The following is a 25113-nucleotide window of genomic DNA, read 5'->3' as shown; positions in this document are numbered from 1 at the left end:
CACACCCATGCCCGACCACCTCAGCACCACACGCTTCCCGGTCAACGTCGACGCCGCCCTCCGCGAGGCCGGCTGGCAGCCCGGCCGCTGGGACATCAAGCTCGCCGAGGAGTGGGCCGACGCCCTGCGCGCCCACGTCTCCCCCGCCGGCCACCGGCACAGCGTCTTCCCCGCCGCCGTCGAGGCCTGGGCCGAATTCGGCGGCCTGCGGATCACCTCACCCGGCCACGGGCGGCAGATAGCGCCCACGACCGTCCGCTTCGACCCGCTCGCCGGACTCCACCTCGCGCGCACCCTCGCCGACCTGGGGCGCGCCCTGGAGAGCGAGCTCGCCCCGCTCGGGGAGGAGGGCGAGCACCAGGCCGTCCTGGCGATGGACGTCGAGGGGCGGGTCTACAGCCTCGACCACGCGGGCGACTGGTACCTCGGCAAGGACATCGACGCGGCCCTGTCGACGCTGATCAACGGCGTACAGCCGAACCGCCTGACGACGGGGTCCTGACGGCGGGTCCCGACGGCGGGAGTCCTGACGACGGGTCCCGACGACGGAAGTCTGACGGCGGGTCCTGACGACGGAAGTCCTGACGACAGGTCCCGACTACGGGAGTCCTGACGGCGGGTCCCGACGGCGGATCCCGACGACAGGTCCCGACGACGGGGCAGTAGACCCTCTACTCCCCCGTCGGCAGCACCGCCGACACCTTGAACCCGCCCGCGTCCGTCGCACCCGCCACGAACACGCCACCGAGCCGCGAGACCCGCTCCCGCATGCCGACGAGCCCGTTCCCCCCGCTCGGCAGCTGCGCGTCGGCGACCCCCGTGTCCGACGGACAGGGCCCGTTCTCCACCTGCATCGCGACCTCGGCCTCCCGGTGCGCGAGCCGCACCACGACCTCGGCGCCCGCCGCGTGCTTGTGGACGTTGGTCAGCGCCTCCTGCACCACCCGGTACGCCGTACGCTCCACCTCCGGCGGATACGCGCGCGCCTCCCCCAGCACCACGAGCTCCACGACCGTCCCCGCGAGCCGCGACTGCTCGCACAGCGCCTCCAGGACGTCGAGGCGCGGACCGTCGCCCGCGGCGGCCTCCGCGGCGGCGGCAGCGGCACGCCCCACGGCGGCCAACGGCACCACGGCCGGAACGGCGGGCACGGCCTCCTCCCGCAGAACCCCCAACATCTCCCGCAACTCCGTCAACGCCTGCCGCCCCATGTCACCGACCAGGGCGGCGTTCCGCACGGCCTTCTGCGGATCCTTCAGGGCCACCGCCTGGAGCGCGGCCGCGTGCACCACCATCAGCGACACCCGGTGCGCGACCACGTCGTGCATCTCCCGGGCGATCCGCGTCCGCTCCTCCTGCCGCGCCCACTGCGCCCGCTGCTCGGCCCGGTCCGCGAGGAGCGACAGCTCCTGCTCCAGGCTGTCGGCCCGCTCGCGCAGACTCTCCATGAGCCGGCGGCGGGCCCCTATGTAGAGGCCGAAGAGCACCGGCGGCGCGTTGAGCCCGAGGGTCATGAAGAGCGACACGACGGGCACGTACCAGCCGCTCGGATCGATGTCGGGCTGCCCCACGTCGGCCTGGGCGATGTCCTGCCGCATCCGAACGAACGTCACCACGAACACGGCGACGGTCGACATCGAGGCCAGTACGGCGGTGATCCGACGCGGCACCTCGGAGGCGGCGAGCGTGTACAGCCCGACGATCCCCATCAGATAGCCCATCTCGGCGGGCGTGACGGCCATCGACACCAGCACGACGGCGATGGGCCACCGCCGCCGCACGAGCAGCGTCGCGCCGACGATCAGCCCGAACAGCACCCCCACGGGCACGGGCAGCCCGGCCCTCTCGGCGAACCCGATCCCCTGAAGTCCGCACTCCAGCGCGGACAGGAGGGCGAGCCCCACATCAAGAGCGACGCTCCGCCGTCTCCCCCACCACCAACTCCCCGAACGAACGCCCACAGCGTCCCGATCTGCCCCCGTCACGGTCATGCCCTCCACCCTACGGGCGCGCCGCACCTCACCGAGCGGGGATGCCTGGTCATCCACGTCATGAGGAGCGCGGAGCTATACCGTCGCGTGGAAGGCGCCTGGTACGGCATAGTGGATGCCGCCGGGGCACACGACTGACGGTCTGTCCGTTTTGGCCCCATACACTATCCCCTGTGGTGTAATTGGCAGCACTGAGGCTTTTGGTGCCTTATGTCCGGGTTCGAGTCCTGGCGGGGGAGCTTCTTCACCCGGGTCCTGACCATCAAGGTCAGGACCCGCGCTCATGTCCGGACCCCGGCCCCCCGGTATCCTTCGTGCGTCCACCACCCAAAGCCGAAGGGCATTCCCGTGAGCGCCAACCTCCCCCAAGTTCTCGGCTTCGCTCGAACAGGGGGGGCCCCCTTGGCAGCCGTCGTCGTCCTCGCAGCGGGTGAGGGCACCCGCATGAAGTCGAAGACCCCCAAGGTCCTGCACGAGATCGCCGGACGTTCGCTCGTCGGGCATGTCGTGTCCGCCGCCCGCGAGCTGGAGCCCGAGCACCTCGTCGTGGTCGTCGGGCACGCCCGTGAACAGGTGAAGGGGCACCTGGAGGCGCACTACGCCGGGACCCGGACCGCCGTGCAGGAGGAGCAGAACGGCACGGGGCACGCCGTGCGCATGGCCCTGGAGGAGCTGGGGACGGCGCCCGACGGGACCGTCGTGGTCGTCTGCGGCGACACCCCGCTGCTCTCCGGCGAGACCCTGAAGGCCCTGGCCGGCACGCACGCCGCCGACGGCAACGCCGTGACCGTGCTGACCGCCGAGGTACCGGACTCCACCGGCTACGGGCGGATCGTGCGGGACGCCGCCGGCGCCGTCACCGCGATCGTCGAGCACAAGGACTCCTCCGCCGAGCAGCTCGCCATCCGCGAGATCAACTCCGGCGTCTTCGCGTTCGACGGGAAGCTGCTGGCCGAGGCGCTCGGTCAGGTCAGGACGGACAACAGCCAGGGCGAGGAGTACCTCACCGACGTGCTGTCGATCCTGCGCGAGGCCGGCCACCGCGTCGGCGCCTCGGTCGCCGGTGACCACCGCGAGATCCTCGGGATCAACAACCGCGTGCAGCTCGCCGAGGCCCGCGCCCTGCTGAACCAGCGGCTGCTCGAACGGGCCATGATGGGCGGCGTCACCGTCGTCGACCCCGCCTCCGTGTTCATCGACGTGACCGTGACCTTCGAGGCCGACGCCGTCATCCTGCCCGGTACGCAGCTGCTCGGCGCCACGCACATCGCCGAGGACGCCGTGGTCGGCCCGAACAGCCGGCTCAAGGACACGCGGGTCGGCAAGGGCGCCCGGGTGGACAACACCGTCTCCGACACCGCCGTCGTCGGCGAGGGCGCCTCCGTGGGGCCGTACGCGTACCTCCGTCCGGGCACGAACCTCGGCGCGAAGGCCAAGGCCGGCACGTACGTCGAGATGAAGAACGCGACGATCGGCGAGGGCACGAAGGTCCCCCACCTGTCGTACGTGGGCGACGCGACCATCGGCGAGTACACGAACATCGGCGCCGCGAGCGTCTTCGTGAACTACGACGGCGAGGCCAAGCACCACACCACGGTCGGCTCCCACTGCAAGACCGGCTCGGACAACATGTTTGTGGCTCCCGTCACCATCGGGGACGGCGCCTACACCGCCGCCGGGTCCGTCATCACGAAGGACGTCCCGGCCGGTGCACTGGCCGTGGCCCGGGGCCAGCAGCGGAATATCGAGGGTTGGGTGGCCCGGAAGCGGCCCGGAAGCGCTGCCGCGCAGGCCGCTCAGGTCGCGTCGGAGGACTCCACAAGCGAAAGCTGACCGGAAACGGGTGCGTCGAACTCGGCGTACCGTGATACGTGCACACAAATTCGGCTGGTTCGCACACGCGCTCGCAGGGCGCGGATCGCGGCCAGAGAACACGTCTGAGGAGACAGTGCTGTGACCGGGATCAAGACGACCGGCGAGAAGAAGCTGATGCTCTTCTCCGGCCGCGCCCACCCCGAGCTGGCCGAGGAGGTCGCGCACCAGCTGGGCGTCGGTCTCGTTCCCACCAAGGCGTTCGACTTCGCCAACGGTGAGATCTACGTCCGCTTCCAGGAGTCGGCCCGCGGCGCGGACTGCTTCCTGATCCAGAGCCACACGGCTCCGATCAACAAGTGGATCATGGAGCAGCTGATCATGGTCGATGCGCTGAAGCGGGCCTCGGCCCGCAGCATCACCGTGATCATCCCGTCGTACGGCTACGCCCGTCAGGACAAGAAGCACCGCGGCCGTGAGCCGATCTCGGCCCGTCTGGTCGCGGACCTGCTGGAGACGGCCGGTGCGGACCGCATCCTGACCGTGGACCTGCACACCGACCAGATCCAGGGCTTCTTCGACGGCCCGGTGGACCACCTGTCGGCGCTGCCGGTCCTCGCGGACTACGTCGGTGCGAAGGTCGACCGCGCCAAGCTGACGATCGTCTCCCCGGACGCCGGCCGCGTGCGTGTCGCCGACCGCTGGTGCGACCGCCTCGACGCCCCGCTGGCGATCGTGCACAAGCGCCGCGACAAGGACGTCGCCAACCAGGTCACCGTCCACGAGGTCGTCGGTGACGTGAAGGGCCGCGTCTGTGTCCTGGTGGACGACATGGTCGACACCGGTGGCACGATCTGCGCCGCCGCGGACGCCCTGTTCGCGCACGGGGCCGAGGACGTCATCGTGACGGCCACGCACGGCATCCTGTCGGGCCCGGCCGCCGACCGTCTGAAGAACTCCAAGGTCAGCGAGTTCGTCTTCACGGACACGCTGCCGGTTCCGGGCGCCCTTGAGCTCGACAAGATCACGGTCCTGTCGATCGCGCCGACCATCGCGCGCGCCGTGCGCGAGGTGTTCGAGGACGGCTCCGTGACGAGCCTCTTCGAGGAGCACTGAGTCACCAGGAGTACCCAGGAAGGGCCGCTTCCCTCTATTGGGGGAGCGGCCCTTCCTCATGCCCTGAGATCGTGCCCTGCGGCGCGGCGGGCCGACGGGGTCCGGGGAAGCGCAGGTCGGCGGGGTCTCGGCTGATCCATTTGGGCGGCCCGGTGGCGGCGGGTAGACTGCCGTAGTTGCTCGGCGAGGGAGGCCGTACCCGTACGGATGTACAGGGTCACGGCGGTCCGTTATCGACGCGCTCTTCGTAGCAGGCCATCGCCAGTCGTGGCCGGGTGACCACTCTTTTCGTCACCTTCCTACGAGGAGCGCACCATGTCCGAGATCAAGCTCGCCGCTGCCGTCCGTACCGAGTTCGGCAAGGGTGCCGCCCGTGCGGTCCGCCGCGACGGCCGGGTTCCCGCCGTCGTCTACGGCCACGGCTCGGAGTCGGCGCACGTGACGCTCCCGGCCCACGACCTGGCGCTCGCGCTGCGTACGCCGAACGTCCTGCTGTCCCTCGAGGTCGACGGCAAGACCCAGCTGGCGATCCCGAAGGCCGTCCAGCGTGACGCCATCAAGGGCTTCCTGGTCCACGTCGACCTGATCCTCGTGCGGAGCGGCGAGAAGGTCACCGTCGAGATCCCGGTCCACACCGAGGGCGAGCTCGCCGCCGGTGGCAACCTGCTCGAGCACGTGCTCGGCACCCTCTCCATCGAGGCCGAGGCCACCCACCTTCCCGAGGCCGTCACGGTCTCCGTGGAGGGCCTGGAGGCCGGTGCCTCCGTCCTCGCGAAGGACATCCCCCTCCCGAAGGGTTCCGTCCTGGTGACGGACGCCGACGCCGTCGTCCTCCAGGTCCTGTCCGCGCAGGCCGAGGAGCCGTCGGCCGAGGGCGAGGCCACCGCGGGCGCCGAGGCCTGAGCCGTAGGCTCTGCCTGACGTGACGGGGTGACGGGCCGTACGGCCTGTCACCCCGTTTCTCTGTTCCCGCACGCTCACGCCCACGCCCACGCCCACGCTCACGAGGAGACCTGACGCAATGACGGACGACGCCAACGCCCCCTGGCTGATCGTCGGCCTCGGCAACCCGGGGCCCGAGTACGCGGCCAACCGCCACAACATCGGTTTCATGGCCGTGGACCTGTTGGCCGAGCGGATCCGCGGTTCGTTCAAGCGGGCGCAGAAGGCCCAGGCGCAGGTCGTCGAGGGCCGGATGGGTCCCCCCGGGCCTTCGAGCCGGCGGGTGATCCTCGCGAAGCCGATGTCGTACATGAACCTGTCGGGCGGTCCGGTGACGGCGTTGCGCGACTTCTACAAGGTGCCGACGGCACACATCGTGGCGATCCACGACGAGCTGGACATCGACTACGGGGTGTTGCGGCTGAAGATCGGCGGCGGTGACAACGGGCACAACGGCCTGAAGTCGATGACGAAGGCGATGGGTCCCGAGTACCACCGGGTGCGGTGCGGGATCGGGCGTCCGCCGGGCCGGATGCAGGTCGCGGACTTCGTCCTGAAGGACTTCTCGTCGACGGAGCGCAAGGACCTCGACTGGTTCGTGGACCGGGCGGCGGACTCGGTGGAGTGCCTGGTGGCGGAGGGCCTGGAGCGGGCGCAGTCCGCGTACAACTCGTAGGACTCCTGGCCCCGGGAACGTACGACTGTACGATCGCGGGTCATGACGCACGTCCGTAACGCCGCCATGGCCCTGGTCGCCCTGCTCCTCGTCGTCGGGGGTGCGTGGGCGTCGTGGGATGCCGCCCAGCACGTCCTGCTCGCCAAGGGCCGAGAGCACGGGACGCTGACGGTGACCGGCTGCACGGAGGAGACGTGCAGTGGTACGTACGCCGCCGAGGACCCGTCGTCGACGCGGCGGACGCTGACGATCGAGGCCTCGGTCGCGGCGGAGAAGGGCGTGACGATCCCGGTGGTGGTGAAGCCGGGCACGGACGAGGGCGTACGGACGGGCTGGGGCGGCGGTCTGCACGCGTGGCTGCCGCTGGGCGGCGCGCTGCTGCTCGCGGCGCCGGTGGTCGGCGGCGGGCTGCGGATGACCCGGACGGCGTGGTCGCTCGCGGGAGCGGGCGGAGCCCTGCTGGTGGCGGCGTTTCTGACGCTCTGACCGGATTCGCCGCTTCATGGCGCGATCGTTATGGGCCTCTGGGTTAAGGCCGACTTAAAGCGACGGATAGTCTGCGTCCGCCATCCCCCACGGCATCCTCATCTTCGAGACGGACGACTGCACATGCGACGTACCCTCATTTCCTCCGGCGCGCTCGTCGCGGCCGCGACCGCTTCCCTCGTCCTGGCTCCGGCCGCGTTCGCGTCGGAGGGCCCCAAGCCGCTTCCGCTGCACCAGGTGGAGGACCTCCCGCTGACCGCCGGAGAGTTCGAGAAGGGCGACTGCCCGACCGTCCCGGCGGGCAAGGACGGCTGGCACTTCGTGCTCCCGGGCAGCGGCAAGGGCGACTCCGCCGTCTTCACCAAGCTGACGGTCGAGTTCGAGCCCGGCGGCGAGCAGACCATCACGGTCTTCGGCCCGCCGAGCGACAAGCACGCCTACGCCGTGTCCGAGCCGGGCGCCAAGCTCGTCGCCGCCTCGGCCGAGGTCGACGGCACGGTCAAGCAGGGCTGGTTCAACCTCTCCCACACCTGCCCGGCCACCCCGGTCACCGAGACCACGCGTCCGGTCCCCGAGGAGACCACCCCCGGCACGGAGACCACGACCCCGGGCACGGAGACCACCACCCCCGGCACCGAGACCACGACCCCGGGCACGGAGACCACGACCCCGGGCACCGAGACCTCGACGCCCGGCACCGAGACCACCGCCCCCGGTGAGACCCCGGCGCCGAGCGAGACCCCGGGTGGCACCGAGTCCCCGTCGGCCACCGCCCCGGCCGGCGAGACCGCCGGTACCGGTGGCACCGACGGCACCGACACCAAGGGCGAGGGCGACCTCGCCGAGACGGGCTCCAGCGCCCCCGTCGGCGTCCTCGCCGCCGTGGCCGTGGCCCTCGCGGGTGCCGGCGCGTTCCTGGTGAGCCGCCGCCGCAAGGCGCAGCAGCACTGACGTACCCCGTCATGACGGTGCCCCCGTCGGAGTCCGAGGATTCCGGCGGGGGCACCGTCGTGCGTACGGCAGGCGTCAGCCGGTGTTGCGCAGGCCCGCCGCGACACCGTTCACCGTGAGGAGCAGGGCCCGTGCGAGCAGCGGGTCCGGGTCCTCGCCGCGCTCGGCGGCCGCGCGCTGGCGGGCGAGGAGGGCGACCTGGAGGTAGGAGATCGGGTCCAGGTAGGCGTCGCGGATGGCGAAGGTCTGCTGGAGGACCGGGTTGGAGTCGAGCAGCGTCTCGCCGCCGGTGATCTTGAGGACCTCGGCGACCGTCAGCGCGTGCTCGGCCTCGATGGCCTCGAAGACGTGCTTCAGCTCGTCGGGGACGAGGGTGTCGACGTAGTGACGGGCGATCCGCAGGTCGGTCTTCGCGAGTGTCATCTCGACGTTGGCGAGGAAGTTGCGGAAGAAGTGCCAGCTCCCGTACATCTCGCCGAGGACCTCGTCGAGACCGGCCTCGCGGAGGGCCTTGAGGCCCGAGCCGACGCCGAACCAGCCGGGGACGATCTGCCGGGACTGCGTCCAGCCGAAGACCCACGGGATGGCGCGCAGTCCGTCGAGACCGGCACCCGAGTCGGGGCGGCGCGACGGGCGGGAGCCCAGGTGGAGGTCAGCGAGCTGGTCGACCGGGGTGGCCGCGAAGAAGTACGCGGGCAGGTCCGGGTCCTCGACCAGCTTGCGGTACGCGGTGTGGGCGGCCTCCGAGACGGTGTCCATGGCCGCGTCCCAGCGGGCGAGGGCCTCGTCGGACTGGCGCGGGGAGGTGTGGAGGGCGGAGGCCTGGAGGGTGGCGGCGACCGTCAGCTCCAGGTTCTCCCTCGCGAGGGACGGGATCAGGTACTTGTCGGAGATGACCTCGCCCTGCTCGGTCACCTTGATCTCGCCCTCCAGGGTGCCCCAGGGCTGCGCGAGGATCGCGGTGTGCGAGGGGCCGCCGCCGCGGCCGACGGTGCCGCCGCGGCCGTGGAAGAGGCGGAGCCGTACGCCGTAGCGGTGGGCGACGTCGCGGAGCCTGCGCTGGGCGCGGTGGATCTCCCACTGGGAGGTGGTGATGCCGCCGAACTTGGAGGAGTCCGAGTAGCCGAGCATGACCTCCTGGACGTCGCCGCGGAGCGAGACGAGACGCCGGTAGGAGGGGTCGGCCAGCATGTCGTTGAGGATGACGTCGGCGGCCTTGAGCTCGTCGGTGGTCTCCAGGAGCGGCACGATGCCGATCTTGGCCCAGCCGGCGTGCAGGTCGATCAGACCGGCCTCGCGGGCGAGGACGGCCGCGGCGAAGACGTCGTCGGCGCCCTGGCACATCGAGATGATGTACGACTCGATGACCTCGGGGCCGAAGCGCTCGAAGGCCTGCTTGATGGTGTGGAAGACGCCGAGGGTCTTCTCGCCGGCGGCGTCCAGCGGGGCCGGGGTCGGGGCGAGCGGGCGGCGCGAGCGCAGCTCCTTGGCGAGCAGCTTCTGCCGGTAGTCGCGCGGCATGTCCGTGTACCGCCAGGACTCCTCGCCGAGGCGGTCGAAGAGCTGGCCGAGGGCGTGGTGGTGCGCGTCGGCGTGCTCGCGGACGTCCATGGTGGCGAGCTGGAGGCCGAAGGCCGAGAGGGTGCGGATGGTGCGGTCCATCCGGCCGTCGGCGAAGAGGCCGCCGCGGTGCTCGCGCAGCGACGTCTGCACCAGGGTGAGGTCGTGGATCAGCTCGGCGGTGCCGAGGTAGTCGCGGCCGTCCTGGTGCGGGGTGCCGGAGGCGAGGCGCTCGCGGGTGTTGACGAGCTTCTGCCGGATGCAGGTGGCCTTGAGCCGGTACGGCTCCTCGGCGTTGAGGCGCTTGTAGCGGGGGCTGATCTCCGGGAGGAGCTCCAGGTCGCGCTGGAGGGAGTCCAGGAGTTCCTGGGTGGCTCCGGTGTAGCGGATGGAGTTGGAGAGGAGTCCGCGCAGGTAGTCGACGAGTTCGAGGGCGTCGGTGATCCCGTGCTCGTGCTGGAGGATCAGGACGTCCCAGGTCACCTGCGGGGTGACGTTGGGGTTGCCGTCGCGGTCGCCGCCGATCCAGGTGCCGAAGGTCAGCGGGCGCGTACCGGCGGGCAGCTCGACGCCGACGCGCTCCAGCTCGGCGGCGAGGTCCTCCAGGACGTCGCCGACGGCGTTGGCGTGCAGCTCGTCGAGGTAGTAGATGGCGTTGCGGGCCTCGTCGGCGGGCTCGGGCCGGACGACCCGGAGCTCGTCGGTCTGCCAGATGAGGTCGATGTTCTCGGCGAGGCGCAGGTCGTGGCGGCGCCGGTCGGCCTCGATGACCGGGGTCTCCAGGAGGGCGGCGATCCGGCGCAGCTTGTTGAGGACGGAGCGGCGGGCGGCCTCGGTGGGGTGCGCGGTGAAGACCGGCCGCACGTTGAGGTTCTTGACCGTCTCGCGGACGTGCTCGGGGTCGCCGTCCTTGAGCATGTCGGCGGTGCGGGCGAGGAGGCCGCCCTCGGCGGCGCGCTTCTCGCGCATCTCGCGACCGCGGTGGACCTGCTCGGTGACGTTCGCCAGGTGGAAGTAGGTGGAGAAGGCGCGCACCAGCTTGGCGGCGGTCTCCAGTTCGACGCCACGCAGCAGCTCGGCGGCTGCCTCGCCGTTCTCGCGGGTGAGGCTGCGGACCCGCTCGACGAGGTCGAGGAGCTCGTGGCCCTCCTGCCGGACGAGGGTCTCGCCCAGCAGATCGCCCAGTCGGCGGATGTCGGCGCGCAGCTCGGCGCTGGCGGTGGGGGTCTGGTCGGCACTGCTCACAGGTGCGGCTCCTTGCAGTGTTTGAGCACGTCTGGAGGGGTACTGGAGGCTTGCGGACCGCGCTGTCCGACGCACCCAGGATAGGTGTCCGCCGAGGCGGCGTGGGCAACGCCCCTCTCGTGCCCTCTTGCCGCGCGTCACGGCGCTGCCATACTTACGACGCCGTAGGTTACGGAGGCGTAGCCACGGCGCAGGTTTCCGCTTCCTCGTTGACCTTCCACCCTCACCCTCATCCCCAGGGGACACCCATGACCACAAGCCGCGAGGTGACCTCGGCGTCCGAGACGCCCGAAGGCACCACGGCCCTGCCCTCCGCCACGTTGGGCGGTGATTCCAAGGGTTCGGTCGAGCAGATCACCCTGGCGCTGTTCATCACGGTGCCGTTCGTGGCCCTGCTCGCGGCCGTGCCGCTGGCCTGGGGCTGGGGGGTGAGCTGGCTGGATGTCGGTCTGATGGTGGCGATGTACTACATCGGCTGCCACGGGATCACGATCGGTTTCCACCGTTACTTCACGCACGGTTCCTTCAAGGCGAAGCGGCCGCTGCGGATCGCGCTCGCGATCATGGGGTCGCTGGCCGTGGAGGGTCCGCTGGTGCGCTGGGTGGCGGACCACCGCAAGCACCACAAGTTCTCGGACGCGGAGGGCGACCCGCATTCGCCGTGGCGTTTCGGGGAGACGGTCCCGGCGCTGATGAAGGGCCTGTGGTGGGCGCACATCGGCTGGATGTTCGACGAGGAGCGGACTCCGCAGCACAAGTACGCGCCCGATCTGATCAAGGACCCGGCGCTCCGCGCGATCTCCCGCCACTTCCTCTCCTGGACGATCCTGTCCCTGGCGATTCCGCCGTTGGTGGGCGGTCTGGTCACGATGTCGTGGTGGGGCGCGTTCACCGCGTTCTTCTGGGGCTCGCTGGTCCGGGTGGCGCTGCTGCACCACGTGACCTGGTCGATCAACTCGATCTGCCACGCGGTGGGCAAGCGTCCCTTCAAGTCGCGTGACCGCTCGGGGAACGTGTGGTGGCTGGCGGTGCTGTCCTGCGGCGAGTCCTGGCACAACCTGCACCACGCGGACCCGACCTCGGCCCGGCACGGGGTGCTGCGCGGCCAGGTCGACTCCAGCGCGCGGCTGATCCGCTGGTTCGAGCTGGCGGGGTGGGCGTCGGACGTGCGCTGGCCGGCGAAGGAGCGCATCGAAGCCCGGCGGCAGAACCCGTCCACAGAAGCGGCATGATGGAAGACGTGGCGATCGACGGCAGTTCCAGTGGTACCGGCAGTACCGGCAGCGACGGCGGCGAGCGGAAGCCCCCGCGTGGCCGCCGGGTGAGGATGACGGGCGCGGAGCGCCGGGAACAGCTCCTCGACATCGGCCGCACGCTGTTCGCCGAGAAGGGCTTCGAGGGCACGTCGGTGGAGGAGATCGCGGCGAAGGCCGGGGTCTCCAAGCCGGTGGTGTACGAGCACTTCGGCGGCAAGGAGGGGCTGTACGCGGTCGTCGTCGACCGGGAGATGCGGCAGCTCCTGGAAGGGGTGACGGGGGCGCTGACCGCGGGCCACCCGCGGGAGCTCCTGGAGCAGGCGGCGTTCGCGCTGCTCGACTACATCGAGAACTACACGGACGGCTTCCGGATCCTGGTGCGGGATTCGCCGGTGGCGCAGTCGACGGGCACGTTCGCCTCGCTGATCAGCGACATCGCCACGCAGGTCGAGGACATCCTCGGGATGGAGTTCAAGAACCGCGGCTTCGACCCGAAGCTGGCCCCGCTGTACGCGCAGGCGCTGGTGGGCAGCGTGGCGCTCACGGGCCAGTGGTGGCTGGACGTACGCAAGCCGGACAAGGCGGAGGTCGCGGCGCACCTGGTGAACCTGGCGTGGCACGGGCTCGACGGTCTGGAGCAGAAGCCGCGGTTGATAGGGCATCGCAAGAACTGACCGGAACAACCGACCGCAAGAACTGAACCGGACAGTTCGATTCCGGCAGTTTCCCTGAGTAAAGCTCTGGCGTAGGGCGCCCCCGTGGGTAGAATCGCGTTCAACATCCGGGGGGGTGTTCCGACCTTCGAACGAAGCCGTCTCCGCGCGCCACCGGCCTGCGCTGACGCCGTTCGATGCCTGTACGAGCCCCCCTGTTTGGTTCCTTCGAACCTCTGATTCCCTGGGGGGATCTCTTTGTTCTTCCTGCGCTCCAAGCGTGCCGGCCGCGTCACCGCCTGCACCGCTCTCGCCCTCTCCGCGGGCATGCTCCTCACGAGCACGGCCTCCGCCGACACTCCGGCGCCGCGCCCGTCGGTCGAGAAGAAGGCGCCGTCCTTCACGCCGCCGAAGCTGACGCTTCCGAAGCACGACGGTTCCCGCGCCGGCATCGCCGCTGCCGAGGCCACCTCCCCGCTGCTCTCCGACCTGGACGGGGACGGCATCGAGGACCTCATCTTCCGTGCCCTGGACGGCCAGCTCTACACGGACCTGTCCGAGGACCCCTTCGAGCTGTTCCGCGTCGACGACGTCGCGAAGGACGTCATCCCGATCGGCAACCAGGGCGGCGAGACCCAGCCCGAGGTGCTCGTCCTCTCCGAGAACGGCACCCTGACCCTGTACAAGGACGCCGACGCGACGGGCACGCCGTACGAGCACGTCGTGGGCGGCGGCTGGCAGACCTACAACAAGATCGTCTCGCCCGGTGACGTGAACGGCGACGGCCGGGCCGACGTGGTCGCCCGCACCCAGGACGGCGCGCTCTACCTGTACCTGGCCACCGGCAACCTGGCCGCGCCGCTCGGCGGCCGTATCAGCGTCGGCGGCGGCTGGAACGCCTACGACCAGCTCGTGGGCCTCGGCGACGGCAACGGCGACGGCCGCGCCGACCTGTACGCCCGCGACACCTCCGGCACGCTGTGGTGGTACGCCGGCACGGGCGACAAGACCAAGCCGTTCGGCGTCCGCAAGGCCATCGGCGGCGGCTGGAACGCCTACAACCAGATCCTGCCCGTCGGCGGCGGCGACCTGGTGGCCCGGGACAACGCGGGCACGGCCTTCTACTACCCCGCCAACGGCAACGGCACCCTGGGCGGGCGCCAGCAGCTCGGCACCGTGGGCGCCTGGGCGGGCATCGCGCAGTTCGCCAACTCCGGCAGCCTCCCGTACACGGGCAAGGAGGGTGTCATGGCGGGCACCTCCGGCGGGTCGCTGTACTGGTACGGCAACACCACCACCGGCAAGCTGGGGGCGCGCCAGATCCTCGACGAGCCGGGTAGCTGGGCCGGGCTGAACTACTCCCACCTGTCCTCGGTGAACTCGGACGGCTTCTCCGACCTCGCCATCGTCTTCGACGACGGCGAGCTCTGGATCGAAGGCAACCCCATCGGCTACGGCTGGGGCGCCTACAACACCCTCGTGGGCCCCGGCGACCTGAGCGGCGACGGCAAGGCCGACCTGCTCGCCCGGGACCGTTCCGGTGTCCTCTACCTGTACCGCGGCAACGGCAAGGGCGACGCCTTCTCCGGCCGCGTCCGGGTCGGCAGCGGCTGGGGCGCGTACAACAAGATCCTCGGGGCGGGCGACTACACCGGTGACGGCCGGACGGACCTGCTGGCCCGCACCACGGGCGGCGTCCTGTACCTGTACCCGGGCACCGGCAACGCCACCACGCCGTTCAAGACCCGCGTGGAGATCGGCGGCGGCTGGAACACGTACAAGCAGCTGGTCGCCCCCGGCGACATGAACGCCGACGGCAAGGCCGACCTGCTCGGTGTGACCTCGGGCGGCGACCTGTACCGCTACCTGAACACCAGCCCGTCGAAGTTCTCGACGCGCGCCAATATCGGCCACGGCTTCCAGGCCTACAACACCATGTCGTAACGGCTTCGCCGTTCGTGACCGGCCCGCACCGGAGCTCTGGTGCGGGCCGTTTCGATCCCAGGGGGATTCTTGCGTTCCGCATTCTTCGGGCGTGCCCGTCGTGTCACCACGTGCACGGCGCTCGCCCTGTCCGCCGGCATGGTGCTGGCCACGCCCGCCGTGGCCGAGACCGGCTCCCGGCCCGTCGTGGAGCGGCCGCAGACCGCTGACACGTCGACCCCGAAGCTGGACATGACGCAGCCGGCCGTCGAGTCGGGCACGGCCCGCGCCGCCGCGGCGACGGCCGTCGTGCGGCCCCGCTTCGACGTGACCGGGGACGGCAAGACCGATCTGGTCCACCGCAGGTGGACCGGCTGGACGTTCGTCGCGCCGTCCAACGGCTCGGCCGCCACCGTGTTCGAGACCGCAGGCTCCTCACTGGGCTTCGACCTCGTTCCGCTCGGCGACCAGAACGGCACGGGCAAGCCCGAGCTGCTCTCGCTCTCCGAGGACGGCGTGCTCCGGCTGTACTCGGAGTCGACCGCGACCGGCGGCTCGATCACCTGGTCGGGCAAGGGCTGGACCCTCTACAACAAGGTCTTCTCGCCCGGTGACATCAGCGGCGACGGCAAGGCCGACCTGCTGGCCCGCCAGCACAACGGCGACCTCTACTACTACCGCTGGACCGGCACGGCGACGGCGCCGTTCGCCGGGCGGGTGAAGATCGGCCCCGGCTGGGGCGTCTACGACCAGCTCGTGGGCATCGGCGACAACAGCGGCGACGGCCGCGGCGACGTCGTGGCCCGCACCACGGACGGCCGGCTGTACTTCTACGGGAGCACCGGCGACCCGAGGTCGCCGTTCAAGCCCCGCAGGGAGCTCGGCAAGGGCTGGAACACGTACAACCAGCTCCTCGCCCCCGACGACCGCAACGGCGACGGCAAGGCCGACCTGCTCGCCCGGGACGGCGCCGGCGCCCTCTGGGCCTACAGCGGCCTCGGCAACGGCTCGTACTCGGCGCCGGCGAAGCTCTCCGGCAGCTGGCTCGACGTCGACCAGTTCGGCGCGGCGGGCAACATCCCCACGAACGGCAAGCGCGGGTTCCTCGCCCGTGACAAGGCCGGGACGCTCTTCGAGTACCGCCACCGGAACAGCGGCAGGCTCGACGCCCGCCGGCAGGCGAGCAACACCGGCGCCTTCGCCGGGGCGAACCTCTCGTTCGTCTCCGCGCTGGACCCCGGCCCGCTCGCCGACTTCCTGGAGGTCTACCAAGGCCGCCTGGTCAGCAACAACGAGACCGACCTCGGCGGCGGCTGGCAGATCTACAACCTCATCGCCGGCCCCGGTGACCTGACCGGCGACGGCAAGGGCGACCTGGTCGCCCGGGACCGTTCCGGTGTCCTCTACCTGTACCCCGGCAACGGCAAGGGCACGGCCGTGGGCTCCCGGATCCGGGTCGGTGACGGCTGGAGCGGTTACAACCGCGTCCTGGGCGCGGGCGACTTCTCCGGCGACGGCCGGGCGGACCTGCTGGCCCGCGACGGCGCCGGCACCCTCTGGCTGTACCGGGGCACAGGCTCCGCGACCACGCCGTTCGCCGGGCGCGTGAGCCTCGGCGGGGGCTGGGGCACGTACAACAAGCTGGTGGCGCCCGGCGACATGAGCGGCGACGGCAAGGCCGACCTGCTGGCGGTGAACTCCGCGGGTGACCTCTACCGGTACCTGGGCACGGGCACCCGTGCCACCCTCACCCCCCGGGTGGAGATCGGCCACGGCTACCAGACGTACGACGGCCTGTACTAGGCCGGTGGTCCGTCCGTAGGACACGGGCGCCCCGCACCGGCTCTCCGGTGCGGGGCGCCCGTGGTTAAGCGCCCGTGCGTCACGGCACTCACGCCGGCTTGCGTGCGACGGCGAAGACGCGGCGGAACGGGAAGACCGTGCCGTGCGGGCCCGGCGGGTAGGCCTGCCGGAGCCGGGCGCGGTACTGCGCGAGGAACGCGTCGACCGCCTGCTGGTCGTCGCCCAGGGTCGTGAGGACGGGCCGCAGCGCCGTGCCCATCACCCAGTCGAGGACGGGGTCCTCGCCCTGGAGGAGCCGGGAGTAGGTGGTCTCCCAGACGTCGGTCTCGCAGCCGAGGTCGGTGAGCCGGGTGAGGTACTCGGCCGCGTCGAGGATGTGGACGAAGCGGCGGCCCTGGTCGCCGAGGCGGGAGCGCCACTCGGGGGTGTCGCAGAGTTCGCCGAGCAGGGCGTGGCTGGGCGAGGTGAAGTTGGCGGGCACCTGGAAGGCGAGGGTGCCGCCGGGGCGGAGGCCGTCGATCCACGCGGCGAAGGACTCGGGGTGGTTGGGCACCCACTGGAGGGCCGCGCTGGAGACGATCAGGTCGTACGGCTCGGCGGGGGTCCAGTGCGCGGCGTCGGCGGGCCGGAAGTCGAGCCAGCCGCCGCCCCGGGTGGTGCCGGACCAGTCCTTCTCGGCGCGCTCCAGCATGTCGGGTGAGAGGTCGAAGCCGGTGATGTGGGCGTCTGCCCAGTGGTCGGCGAGGAGCGCCGTCATGTTCCCGGGGCCGCAGCCGAGGTCGGCGATGCGGGCCGGCCGGCCCTGGGCCGGGAGGCGTGGTATTCGGGCGAGCATGTCGAGAAAGGGCCGGGTGCGGTGGCCGGAGTGACGGAGGTACTGCTGCGGATCCCAAGTTGGTGCGGCGGATTCCACGGAATGCATGTTCGAAGCCCCCTTGCTGGAACGAGTGACCGAAACGGAATGGTGTTCCGGCCGGTCCCTTCCCCACACTCCAGTGAAATATATCTCGTAACCAAGATTCTTGATATCGAGAAACTCGAATACAAGAGACTTTATGTCAACAGACCCTCTACACTGATCGCCATGGAGGACGAGGTCGACCGACTGGTCGCAGCATGGCGCCGCGAGCGCCCCGACCTCGACGTGGAACCGCTCGAGGTGCTCAGCCGCGTCTCGCGGCTCGCCCGGCACCTCGACCGCGCCCGTCGGCTCGCCTTCTCCGAGCACCAGCTGGAGCCCTGGGAGTTCGACGTCCTCACCTCGCTCCGCCGGGCCGGCGCGCCCTACCAGCTCTCCCCCGGCCAGCTCCTGACACAGACTCTGGTCACCTCGGGCACCATGACCAACCGCATCGACCGGCTCACCAAGAAGGGCCTGGTCGAGCGGCTCCCCGACCCCAGCGACCGGCGCGGCGTCCTCGTCCGGCTCACCCCCGAGGGCCGCGACCGCGCCGACGAGGCGCTCGCCGGGCTCCTCGCCCAGGAGCGCGCCATCCTGGCCCAGCTCTCCCGCGCCCAGCGCGGCGAACTGGCCGCGCTGCTACGCCGGCTGACCGCCCCGTTCGACAACGTCCCCGGGTAGCGCCTGAGCCGGCAGGGCCTGGGCGGGTAGCCCCTCCGCGTCCAGCGGCGCCGGGCCGACGCCCGCGCGGCGGGCCAGCGCCACCGCCGCCAGGGTCGAGTGCACGCCCAGCTTCCCCAGCACGTTCTGCATGTGCGTACGGACGGTGTGCGGGGAGAGGAAGAGCCGCTCGGCGACCGCCTTGCGGCCCAGGCCCGCGACCATGCAGCGCAGCACCTCGCGCTCGCGCGGCGTCAGCGACTCCACGAGCCGCTCGCTGTCCGAACGGTGCTTGCGGGCCGCCGTCAGCTCCCGCAGGACCCCCGTGAGCAGCGCGGGCGGCAGATGCGTCTCGTCCCGCAACACCCCCCGGACCACCGCGAGGAGACGCTGGAGCGAGCAGTCCTTCGCCACCCAACCCGAAGCCCCTGCCTGGAGCGCGAGCGCCGCCCTGCGCGGGTCGTCCTTCTCGGCGAGGACGACGGTACGGACGGCGGGCTGGGCCCGGCGCACGCCCGCGACCAGGGAGATCCCGTCGACGACCGGCTCCGCGTGGTCCGGCACCGCGCGCGCGGCGGCCGCCGCCGCGGGACCCGCTCCCAGCTCGGCGTCGACGAGCAGAACGTCGAACCTGCGCCCCTCCGCGATCCCGCGGTCCAGACAGCGCAAGGCGGCCGGGCCGCTGCCCGCGGCGGAGACGTCGACGTCGGGCTCCGCCGCGAGAGCGGCGGCGAGCGACTCGGCGAAGATGCGGTGGTCGTCCACCACCAGGACCCGGATACGTGCCACGGACACCCCCAAGTGTCGAGGAACGGACCGGCGCGGGCACGGCGCCGGAGGCGGGTCCGTCCGTCGCTCGGCCGCCGCCGTGCGTTGACTACCCCGCTAGCGGCGCCGTACCCGGCAGGTCTCGACCCCTGAACAGCACCGGCCCCCACCGGCGCTGCCCCTCAGGGTAGGGGCGGGGCGTCGCGGTGGGGGCCGTTTGGCGGAACTGTGCGAAGTCGTCCGTACGTATGGCCGGATCGCCCGTACACACGGCCGGGTTCAGAGGCGGCGCGCGCCCTCCGCGGGGACGGCCGGGAAGATCCCGGGAGCCGCGTACCCGGCCTCGGCGAAGGCCTTCTCGACGGCGGCGGAGACGGCCTCCGCCCGGTCGGACTCGACGAGGACGACGGCCGATCCGCCGAAGCCGCCGCCGGTCATGCGGGCACCGAGTGCCCCGGCCGCGTTCGCCGCCACGACGACGAGGTCCAGCTCGGGGCAGGAGACGCGCAGGTCGTCCCGGAGGGAGGCGTGCCCCTCGGTGAGGACCGGTCCGACGGCCCGGGGGTCCCCGGCGTCGAGGTACGCGATCACGCGCTCCACCCGGGCGTTGTCCGTGACGACGTGCCGGACATAGCGCAGAACCGTCTCGTCGCTCAGGAGTGCGAGGGATTCGGGTAGGTGCGCGGCGCGCACATCGCGCAGGGCCCGCACGCCGAGCGCCCGCGCACCCGCTTCGCAACCGGCGCGCCGCTCCGCGTACGCGCCGTCCCCGAGCGCGTGCTTCACGCGGGTGTCGACGACGAGCAGCCGCAGCCCCTCGCGAGCCAGGTCGAAGGGGACCTGACGGTACGAGAGGTCACGGGTGTCCAGATGGAGGGCGTGCCCCTCCTCCGCGCAGGCGGAGGCCATCTGGTCCATGACGCCGCAGGGGACGCCGACGAAGGCGTTCTCCGCGCGCTGGGCGAGCCGTGCGAGCTCGGGCCGGGAGAGCCCGAGGCCGAAGAGGTCGTTCAGGGCGAGCGCCGTGACGACCTCCAGGGCCGCCGAGGAGGAGAGCCCCGCGCCCGTCGGCACGGTCGAGGCGAGGTGGACGTCCGCGCCCGTCACCGGGTGCCCGGCCTCCCGCAGCGCCCAGACGACACCGGCCGGGTAGGCCGCCCAGCCGCCGCCGGAGAGCGGCTCCAGGTCCTCGACCGCCAGCTGGACGATCCCGCCGTCGATGTCGGCGGAGTGCAGGCGGAGGATGCCGTCGTCCCGGCGGGAGACGGCGGCGACGGCGGTGTGCGGCAGCGCGAGCGGCAGCACGAAGCCGTCGTTGAAGTCGGTGTACTCACCGATGAGGTTGACCCGCCCCGGGGCGGCCCACACTCCGTCGGGGGCGGCGCCGTACAGCGCCTCGAAGCCGGCGGCGACGCTCATGAACGCCCCTCCCCCGCGCGGTGCCGGGCGAAGGCCCAGGCGTCGGCGACGACGTCCGCCAGGTCCGGGCGGGACGGCGTCCAGCCGAGCCGGTCGCGCGCGGCCGCGGCGGAGGCGACCAGGGCGGCCGGGTCGCCGGGACGGCGGGCGGCGGTGACCTCGGGGATCGGGTGGCCGGTGACCTTCCGTACGGTCTCGACGACCTCGCGGACGGAGAAGCCGTTGCCGTTGCCGAGGTTGCAGACGAGATGCTCGCCCGTCGGCACGGCGCCCGCCGTCATGGCGTCGAGCGCCAGGACGTGGGCCTCGGCGAGGTCGGCGACGTGGATGTAGTCGCGGACGCAGGTGCCGTCCGCGGTCGGGTAGTCCTCGCCGTACACGGAGATGGCCTCGCGCTCGCCCAGGGCGACCTGGAGGACGAGCGGGATCAGGTGCGACTCGGGCGCGTGGCGCTCGCCGAGCGCTCCGTACGCCCCGGCCACGTTGAAGTAGCGCAGCGAGACGGCGGCCAGGGCGTGCGCGGCGCACTCTCCGCCGATCATGTGGTCGACGGCCAGCTTGCTCGCCCCGTACGGGCTGGTGGGCGCGGTCGGCGCGGACTCGGTGATCGGGACGGACTCGGGCTCGCCGTAGGTCGCGGCGGTGGAGGAGAAGACGAGCTTGCGGACCCCGGCCGCGCGCATGGCGGCGAGCAGGGCCATGGTGCCGCCGACGTTGTTCTCCCAGTACTTCTCGGGCTTGGCTACGGACTCGCCGACCTGGGAGAAGGCGGCGAAGTGCAGGACGCCGTCGTAGCCGGAGTCCAGCCACTTCGCGGCGTCCTGGATCCGGCCCTCGATGAACTCGGCGCCCTCCGGGACGCCTTCGGCGAAGCCGGTGGAGAGGTCGTCGAGGACGGTGACCCGGTGGCCCCGCTCCAGGAGGTGGGCGGCGACGACGCTGCCCACGTACCCGGCCCCGCCCGTCACCAGGTACTTCTTCGTTTCCGTGCTCACCTGTTGGTCGCCACCTCTCGGATGCGTCGGGCCGCGTCCTCCGGCCGTACGTCGTTCATGAACGCGCCCATGCCGGACTCGGTGCCCGCGAGGAACTTCAGCTTGCCAGAGGCCCGTCGGACGCTGAAAAGCTCCAGGTGCAGTCCGAAGTCCTCGCGCCGCTCGTCCGTGAACGGCGCCTGGTGCCAGGCGGCGATGTAGGGCGTCGGCGGCTCGTCCGGGCCGAAGAGCCGGTCGAAGCGCCTCAAGAGTTCCAGGTAGACCTGTGCGAACTCTGTGCGGGCGGCCTCGTCGAGGGCGAGCAGGTCGGGCACCCGGCGCGTGGGGTACAGGTGCACCTCGTACGGCCAGTGGGCCGCGTACGGCACGAAGGCGATCCAGTGCTCGGTCTCCAGGACGACCCGCTCGCCGTCGGTCCGCTCGCGGGCGACGACGTCGTCGAAGAGGTTCCGTCCGGTCGCCGCCCGGTGCTCGTCGAGCCGGCTCCGCATCCGGGCCGTGCGGGGCGTGACGTACGGGAAGGCGTAGATCTGGCCGTGCGAGTGGGGCAGGGTGACGCCGATCTCCTGGCCGCGGTTCTCGAAGCAGTAGACCTGCTTGATGCCGGGCAGCGCGGAGAGCTCGGCGGTCCGGTCGGTCCAGGCGTCGAGGACGAGCCGGGCCTGCTCCTCGGTGAGGTCGGCGAAGGAGGCGGTGTGGTCGTCGGTGAAGCAGACGACCTCGCAGCGGCCGAAGCCGCCGGAGAGGGAGGGGAAGCGGTTCTCGAAGACCGCCACCTCGTAACCCGCGGCGGGGATCTCGCTCTCGTGCCCGTCCCCGCCGGGGCAGAGCGGGCAGGCGTCGGCCGGCGGCTGGTAGGTGCGGGCCTGGCGGTGCGAGGCGATGGCGACGGGGTCGCCGGTGAGCTCGTCGTACCGGATCTCGGAGCGGGAGACGACGGGGGTGAGGGGGCGCGGGTCGACGGCGTCGCGGGCGGCGTCGTCGCGCGCGTCGTAGTAGATGAGCTCGCGCCCGTCGGCGAGCGTGGTGACGGTCTTCTTCACGGGGGTGCCCTCCGGGCGGGATCAAACAGAACCACGCACAAAGAATCACATTCGCACATCACCGTCAATGCCGAAGCCCGCCGCCCGCGCACAGGCACCGACGGACGACTGCTCGAAGGATTACGAAGAGGTGCCCCGCTGGACCGGCACCGCCCGGTCGAGGAGTCCCGTGCGGGCCGCGAGCGCCGCCGCCTCCAGACGCGAACCCACGCCCAGCTTCATCAGGACCCGCTGCACATGCGTCCGCGCCGTGCTCGGCGCGATCCGCATCCCCGCCGCGATCAGCCGGGTGTCCTCCCCCTCCGCGACCCGGACGAGGACCTCCACCTCCCGCTGGGTGAGCAGCCGCAGCAGCCGCTGCCCCTCGTCGTCCTGCCGCACCGCCGGGTTGAGCAGCTCCGCGAAGGCCGCCTGGAGCAGCTGCGGCGCCACCGCCGTCTCCCCCGCCCGGGCCTTCACGAGCGCGCGCTCGACGCCCTCGATGCGCTCGTCGTGCCGGACGTACCCCGAGGCCCCGGCCGCGAAGGCCGCCGCGATCCCGCGCGGCGACGGCACGGGACCCAGCACCACCACGGCCACCTGCGGCCGCTCCCGCTTGATCCGGGCGATCACGTCGAAGGCGCCCGGCTCGGCCGGGGCGGCGGTGCCCAGCAGGCACACCTCCGGCGCCCGGGCCACCACGAGCTCCGCCGCCCCGGCCACCGGCGCCGCCGCCGCGAGCACCCGGTGCCCGCGCAGCTTCAGCGCCGAGGCCAACGCCTCGGCGAGCAGTCGGTGGTCGTCGACCACCACGAGGCGTACGCCCATCCCGGTCATCCCCCATCCTCCGGGCCCACCGTCACCCGGCAGGCCAGACCCGGCAAGGTACACGCTCCCCACCCCATGTCGACCCAACCCCGTTTCGCCGGTCGACGGGCCGTCACCTCGCGCTGTCGACGGGCCGTCACCACCCGATCGACGACTCCTCGGTCTCGGGCCGACCGACGAAACGGGCCCCTCCGGCGTACCGGAGGGGCCCGTTCCCGTATCTGTCCGCGACTGTCAGCCCTTGGTGCCGTACGAGACGGCGAGGTACTCCCCGGTGGCCGAGGAGCCGCCGTCACGGGTCTTGCTGACGTACGTCTTCGAGACGAAGAAGCGGCCGTCGGCGTAGAGGTACTCGCTGCCGGTCACGCCGAAGCTCCGCTCCGTCTCCCGCGTCGACTTCTCCGACGGGTTCTCCAGGAGGATGGTCTCCTTCATCGTGCCGCCGTTGATGGACACGACCCGGCCGCCCTTGTCGTACGGGGGAACCTTGTACGCGATCAGGTCGCCGCCGTCCATGCGCAGCGGGACCAGCGTGTACGTGTCGCCCGCGTCCGCCTTCTCCGGCACCGTCCTGCCCGTGGCCAGGTCGAAGGCGATGATCTCGTTCGTCTCGTCCCCGTACTCGCCGGTGGAGCCCTCGTGCTCCTCGGTCGGTACGTAGAGCCGGCCGTTGCCGACGAGTGCCTGCGTGCAGGACTCGACCTTGGTCGAACGGCAGCGGGCCCCGTACTGGTCGGCGTCCGCCGTGATCTTCGCCTTCAGCTTGCCGGTCTTCTCGTCGATGGAGAAGAAGTCCGAGATGCCGCTGCCGTCACCGGCGCTGTCGCCGACGTCGGCCGCGACGACCAGCGGCTTGGTGGAGACGACCGACGCGTACTTCACACCGGTCGGCATCTTGTACTGCGAGAGCGGGGCGCCCGTGGTCGGGTTGAGGTTCTGGATCAGCACGTACTGGCTCTCGTACGGACCGCACTTGCGGACCGCGACGAGGCCCGCGCCGCCGCCGTAGCCCAGGTCGAAGCAGTCCTGGTCGTTGGCCTGCGGCTTCCAGCGCGGGTTGCCGTTGGCGGCGTCGAAGGCCGCGCCTCCGTCGGTGCCGCCGGCCGCGACCGTCTGCCCGCTGAGCGTGACCTCGCTGAACCGGGCCTTCGCGTCACCCGCGGAACCGCCGGTGACGGAGCTCGACCACAGCAGCTTCCCGGTGCCGAGGTCGACCATGCCGACCTCGGTGCAGGGCTGGTAGTAGCGCGGCGCCACCCGCTTGGTGGACTCGAAGAGGATGGCCACCTTGTGGTCGGCGGTCATGTGCCGGGACGCGCCGCAGACCTGTCCGGTCAGCGGAAGCGTCCACAGGACCGTGCCCTTGTCGCGGTCGTAGCCGACGACGGAGTTCACGCCGGTCTTCACGAACGCCTTGTCGGTGGTCCAGGAACCGGAGACGTCGGTGGTGTCGGGGACCTTCGGCAGACCGATGCGGAAGACTTCCCGCGACTGGGTGACCGCCGGGGCCTTCTCCTTGCCGTCGCCCCCCAGACCGTTCGAGGCGTCGGACCCGCCGGTCTGTCCGCCGGAGCCCTGCGAGGTGCCGGCCGAGCTGACGGGGTTCTTGTCGTCGCCGCTCCCGGAGTTGGCGTACCAGATGCCGACACCGACGATCAGGACGACGGCGACGGCCGCCGCGATCACGATCTGGAGCTGCGCCGACAGCTTCCTGCCGCCGGGCGCCACGGCCGGGACCGGGGCGGTCTGCGGGTAGCCGCCGTAGGGCTGCTGCGGCTGGGCCGGGTAGCCGTACGGGGGCGGGACCGGCTGCTGGCCCGGCTGCTGCGGGGGCGTCGGGTAGCCGTACGGGGACTGCTGCGGAGCCGTCGGCGGCTGCTGCTGCGGGTACCCGTAACCGGGCTCCGGCTGCTGCGGATAGCCGTAGCCGGGCTCCGGCTGCGGGGCCGGCGGCTGTCCCCCTGGGCCCTGTGACCCGGGAGGTGTCCCCAGGGGGTAGCCGTAACCCGGCGGCTGCTGCGGGGGCGTGGGGGCGCCGAAGCCGCCCTGGGGATCCGGGGGCTGGTTCGGCGGGGGCGGGGGTGGCTGCGTCATCGGTCCGAATCC

At 71.7% G+C, this 25113-nt stretch carries 21 protein-coding genes and 1 tRNA gene; 13 read left to right on the top strand and 9 right to left on the bottom strand.

The genetic code is table 11. From position 1 onward, the window contains the following. Positions 1 to 7 precede the first annotated feature (7 nt). Positions 8 to 502 (top strand): SUKH-3 domain-containing protein, encoded by a 495-nt coding sequence (locus ACFWWU_RS27425; protein WP_384148776.1) that lies wholly within the window; start codon positions 8 to 10, stop codon positions 500 to 502. 169 nt (positions 503 to 671) lie between these two features. Here the strand turns inward: ACFWWU_RS27425 and ACFWWU_RS27420 are convergent, their stop codons facing one another. Continuing rightward, complete coding sequence (locus ACFWWU_RS27420) at positions 672 to 1991, bottom strand: sensor histidine kinase (protein WP_384148774.1); 1320 nt, start codon at positions 1989 to 1991, stop codon at positions 672 to 674. A 167-nt stretch (positions 1992 to 2158) separates the two neighbouring features. Here ACFWWU_RS27420 and ACFWWU_RS27415 point away from each other — a divergent pair. The 7 genes from ACFWWU_RS27415 to ACFWWU_RS27385 all read left to right on the top strand — a co-directional run bounded on the left by ACFWWU_RS27415 (position 2159) and on the right by ACFWWU_RS27385 (position 7974). Continuing rightward, a tRNA-Gln gene (locus ACFWWU_RS27415) sits at positions 2159 to 2230 on the top strand. 163 nt (positions 2231 to 2393) lie between these two features. Continuing rightward, positions 2394 to 3824, top strand: a complete 1431-nt coding sequence (glmU, locus tag ACFWWU_RS27410; protein ID WP_384148772.1) for a bifunctional UDP-N-acetylglucosamine diphosphorylase/glucosamine-1-phosphate N-acetyltransferase GlmU — start codon at positions 2394 to 2396, stop codon at positions 3822 to 3824. A 120-nt stretch (positions 3825 to 3944) separates the two neighbouring features. Continuing rightward, positions 3945 to 4919 carry a ribose-phosphate diphosphokinase gene (locus ACFWWU_RS27405; protein WP_056649212.1) on the top strand — a complete coding sequence of 325 codons (975 nt, stop codon included), beginning with the start codon at positions 3945 to 3947 and terminating at the stop codon, positions 4917 to 4919. Between the two features lie 315 nt (positions 4920 to 5234). Further along, entirely contained in the window at positions 5235 to 5822 is a 588-nt protein-coding gene (locus ACFWWU_RS27400) for a 50S ribosomal protein L25/general stress protein Ctc (protein WP_384148770.1), read from the top strand. A gap of 118 nt (positions 5823 to 5940) precedes the next feature. After that, positions 5941 to 6537 carry an aminoacyl-tRNA hydrolase gene (gene pth / locus ACFWWU_RS27395; protein ID WP_384148768.1) on the top strand — a complete coding sequence of 199 codons (597 nt, stop codon included), beginning with the start codon at positions 5941 to 5943 and terminating at the stop codon, positions 6535 to 6537. A gap of 42 nt (positions 6538 to 6579) precedes the next feature. Further along, positions 6580 to 7023, top strand: a complete 444-nt coding sequence (locus ACFWWU_RS27390) for a hypothetical protein (protein ID WP_384148766.1) — start codon at positions 6580 to 6582, stop codon at positions 7021 to 7023. Positions 7024 to 7146: 123 nt separating this feature from the next. Continuing rightward, the gene (locus ACFWWU_RS27385) at positions 7147 to 7974 is read left to right on the top strand and encodes an LPXTG cell wall anchor domain-containing protein (protein WP_384148764.1); all 828 of its coding nucleotides are present in this window, start codon (positions 7147 to 7149) and stop codon (positions 7972 to 7974) included. A 75-nt stretch (positions 7975 to 8049) separates the two neighbouring features. Here ACFWWU_RS27385 and ppc read toward each other — a convergent pair whose 3' ends face one another. Further along, complete coding sequence (gene ppc / locus ACFWWU_RS27380; protein WP_384148762.1) at positions 8050 to 10779, bottom strand: phosphoenolpyruvate carboxylase; 2730 nt, start codon at positions 10777 to 10779, stop codon at positions 8050 to 8052. Between the two features lie 248 nt (positions 10780 to 11027). Between ppc and ACFWWU_RS27375 the strand changes: the two genes are divergently transcribed. The 4 genes from ACFWWU_RS27375 to ACFWWU_RS27360 all read left to right on the top strand — a co-directional run bounded on the left by ACFWWU_RS27375 (position 11028) and on the right by ACFWWU_RS27360 (position 16414). Further along, positions 11028 to 12011 (top strand): acyl-CoA desaturase, encoded by a 984-nt coding sequence (locus tag ACFWWU_RS27375; protein ID WP_384148760.1) that lies wholly within the window; start codon positions 11028 to 11030, stop codon positions 12009 to 12011. Beyond that, entirely contained in the window at positions 12011 to 12709 is a 699-nt protein-coding gene (locus tag ACFWWU_RS27370; RefSeq protein ID WP_384148956.1) for a TetR/AcrR family transcriptional regulator, read from the top strand. Before ACFWWU_RS27375 ends, ACFWWU_RS27370 begins: the two co-directional genes overlap by 1 nt. A 237-nt stretch (positions 12710 to 12946) precedes the next feature. Next, positions 12947 to 14632 carry an FG-GAP repeat domain-containing protein gene (locus ACFWWU_RS27365; RefSeq protein WP_384148758.1) on the top strand — a complete coding sequence of 562 codons (1686 nt, stop codon included), beginning with the start codon at positions 12947 to 12949 and terminating at the stop codon, positions 14630 to 14632. 69 nt (positions 14633 to 14701) lie between these two features. Beyond that, on the top strand, positions 14702 to 16414 hold the full coding sequence (locus tag ACFWWU_RS27360) for an FG-GAP-like repeat-containing protein (protein WP_384148756.1): 1713 nt from the start codon (positions 14702 to 14704) through the stop codon (positions 16412 to 16414). An 88-nt stretch (positions 16415 to 16502) separates the two neighbouring features. Here the strand turns inward: ACFWWU_RS27360 and ACFWWU_RS27355 are convergent, their stop codons facing one another. Next, positions 16503 to 17336, bottom strand: coding sequence for a trans-aconitate 2-methyltransferase (locus ACFWWU_RS27355; protein ID WP_384148754.1), 834 nt, complete (start codon positions 17334 to 17336; stop codon positions 16503 to 16505). A gap of 162 nt (positions 17337 to 17498) precedes the next feature. Here ACFWWU_RS27355 and ACFWWU_RS27350 point away from each other — a divergent pair, with 162 nt between their 5' ends. Next, on the top strand, positions 17499 to 17996 hold the full coding sequence (locus ACFWWU_RS27350) for a MarR family winged helix-turn-helix transcriptional regulator (RefSeq protein WP_024754861.1): 498 nt from the start codon (positions 17499 to 17501) through the stop codon (positions 17994 to 17996). Here ACFWWU_RS27350 and ACFWWU_RS27345 read toward each other — a convergent pair. The 6 genes from ACFWWU_RS27345 to ACFWWU_RS27320 all read right to left on the bottom strand — a co-directional run bounded on the left by ACFWWU_RS27345 (position 17955) and on the right by ACFWWU_RS27320 (position 25101). After that, complete coding sequence (locus ACFWWU_RS27345) at positions 17955 to 18764, bottom strand: LuxR C-terminal-related transcriptional regulator (protein ID WP_384148752.1); 810 nt, start codon at positions 18762 to 18764, stop codon at positions 17955 to 17957. The two genes, ACFWWU_RS27350 and ACFWWU_RS27345, sit on opposite strands and share 42 nt — an antisense overlap. Before the next feature lie 258 nt (positions 18765 to 19022). Then, the gene (gene galK / locus ACFWWU_RS27340) at positions 19023 to 20162 is read right to left on the bottom strand and encodes a galactokinase (protein ID WP_384148750.1); all 1140 of its coding nucleotides are present in this window, start codon (positions 20160 to 20162) and stop codon (positions 19023 to 19025) included. Further along, a complete protein-coding gene (galE, locus tag ACFWWU_RS27335) occupies positions 20159 to 21157 on the bottom strand; it encodes a UDP-glucose 4-epimerase GalE (RefSeq protein ID WP_384148748.1) in 999 nt (332 codons plus the stop codon). Before galE ends, galK begins: the two co-directional genes overlap by 4 nt. After that, positions 21154 to 22200 carry a galactose-1-phosphate uridylyltransferase gene (gene galT, locus ACFWWU_RS27330; protein ID WP_384148746.1) on the bottom strand — a complete coding sequence of 349 codons (1047 nt, stop codon included), beginning with the start codon at positions 22198 to 22200 and terminating at the stop codon, positions 21154 to 21156. Before galT ends, galE begins: the two co-directional genes overlap by 4 nt. A gap of 120 nt (positions 22201 to 22320) precedes the next feature. Beyond that, positions 22321 to 23007 (bottom strand): response regulator transcription factor, encoded by a 687-nt coding sequence (locus ACFWWU_RS27325; protein ID WP_384148954.1) that lies wholly within the window; start codon positions 23005 to 23007, stop codon positions 22321 to 22323. Positions 23008 to 23241: 234 nt separating this feature from the next. Further along, positions 23242 to 25101 carry a PQQ-binding-like beta-propeller repeat protein gene (locus ACFWWU_RS27320; protein WP_384148744.1) on the bottom strand — a complete coding sequence of 620 codons (1860 nt, stop codon included), beginning with the start codon at positions 25099 to 25101 and terminating at the stop codon, positions 23242 to 23244. Between the last annotated feature and the right edge of the window lie 12 nt (positions 25102 to 25113).

Origin of the sequence: Streptomyces sp. NPDC058650 (assembly GCF_042717315.1) — a bacterium.
Classification (GTDB): Bacteria; Actinomycetota; Actinomycetes; order Streptomycetales; family Streptomycetaceae; genus Streptomyces.
Note: the sequence above shows the minus strand (reverse complement) of the source record. Positions and strands in the feature narration are given on the sequence as shown.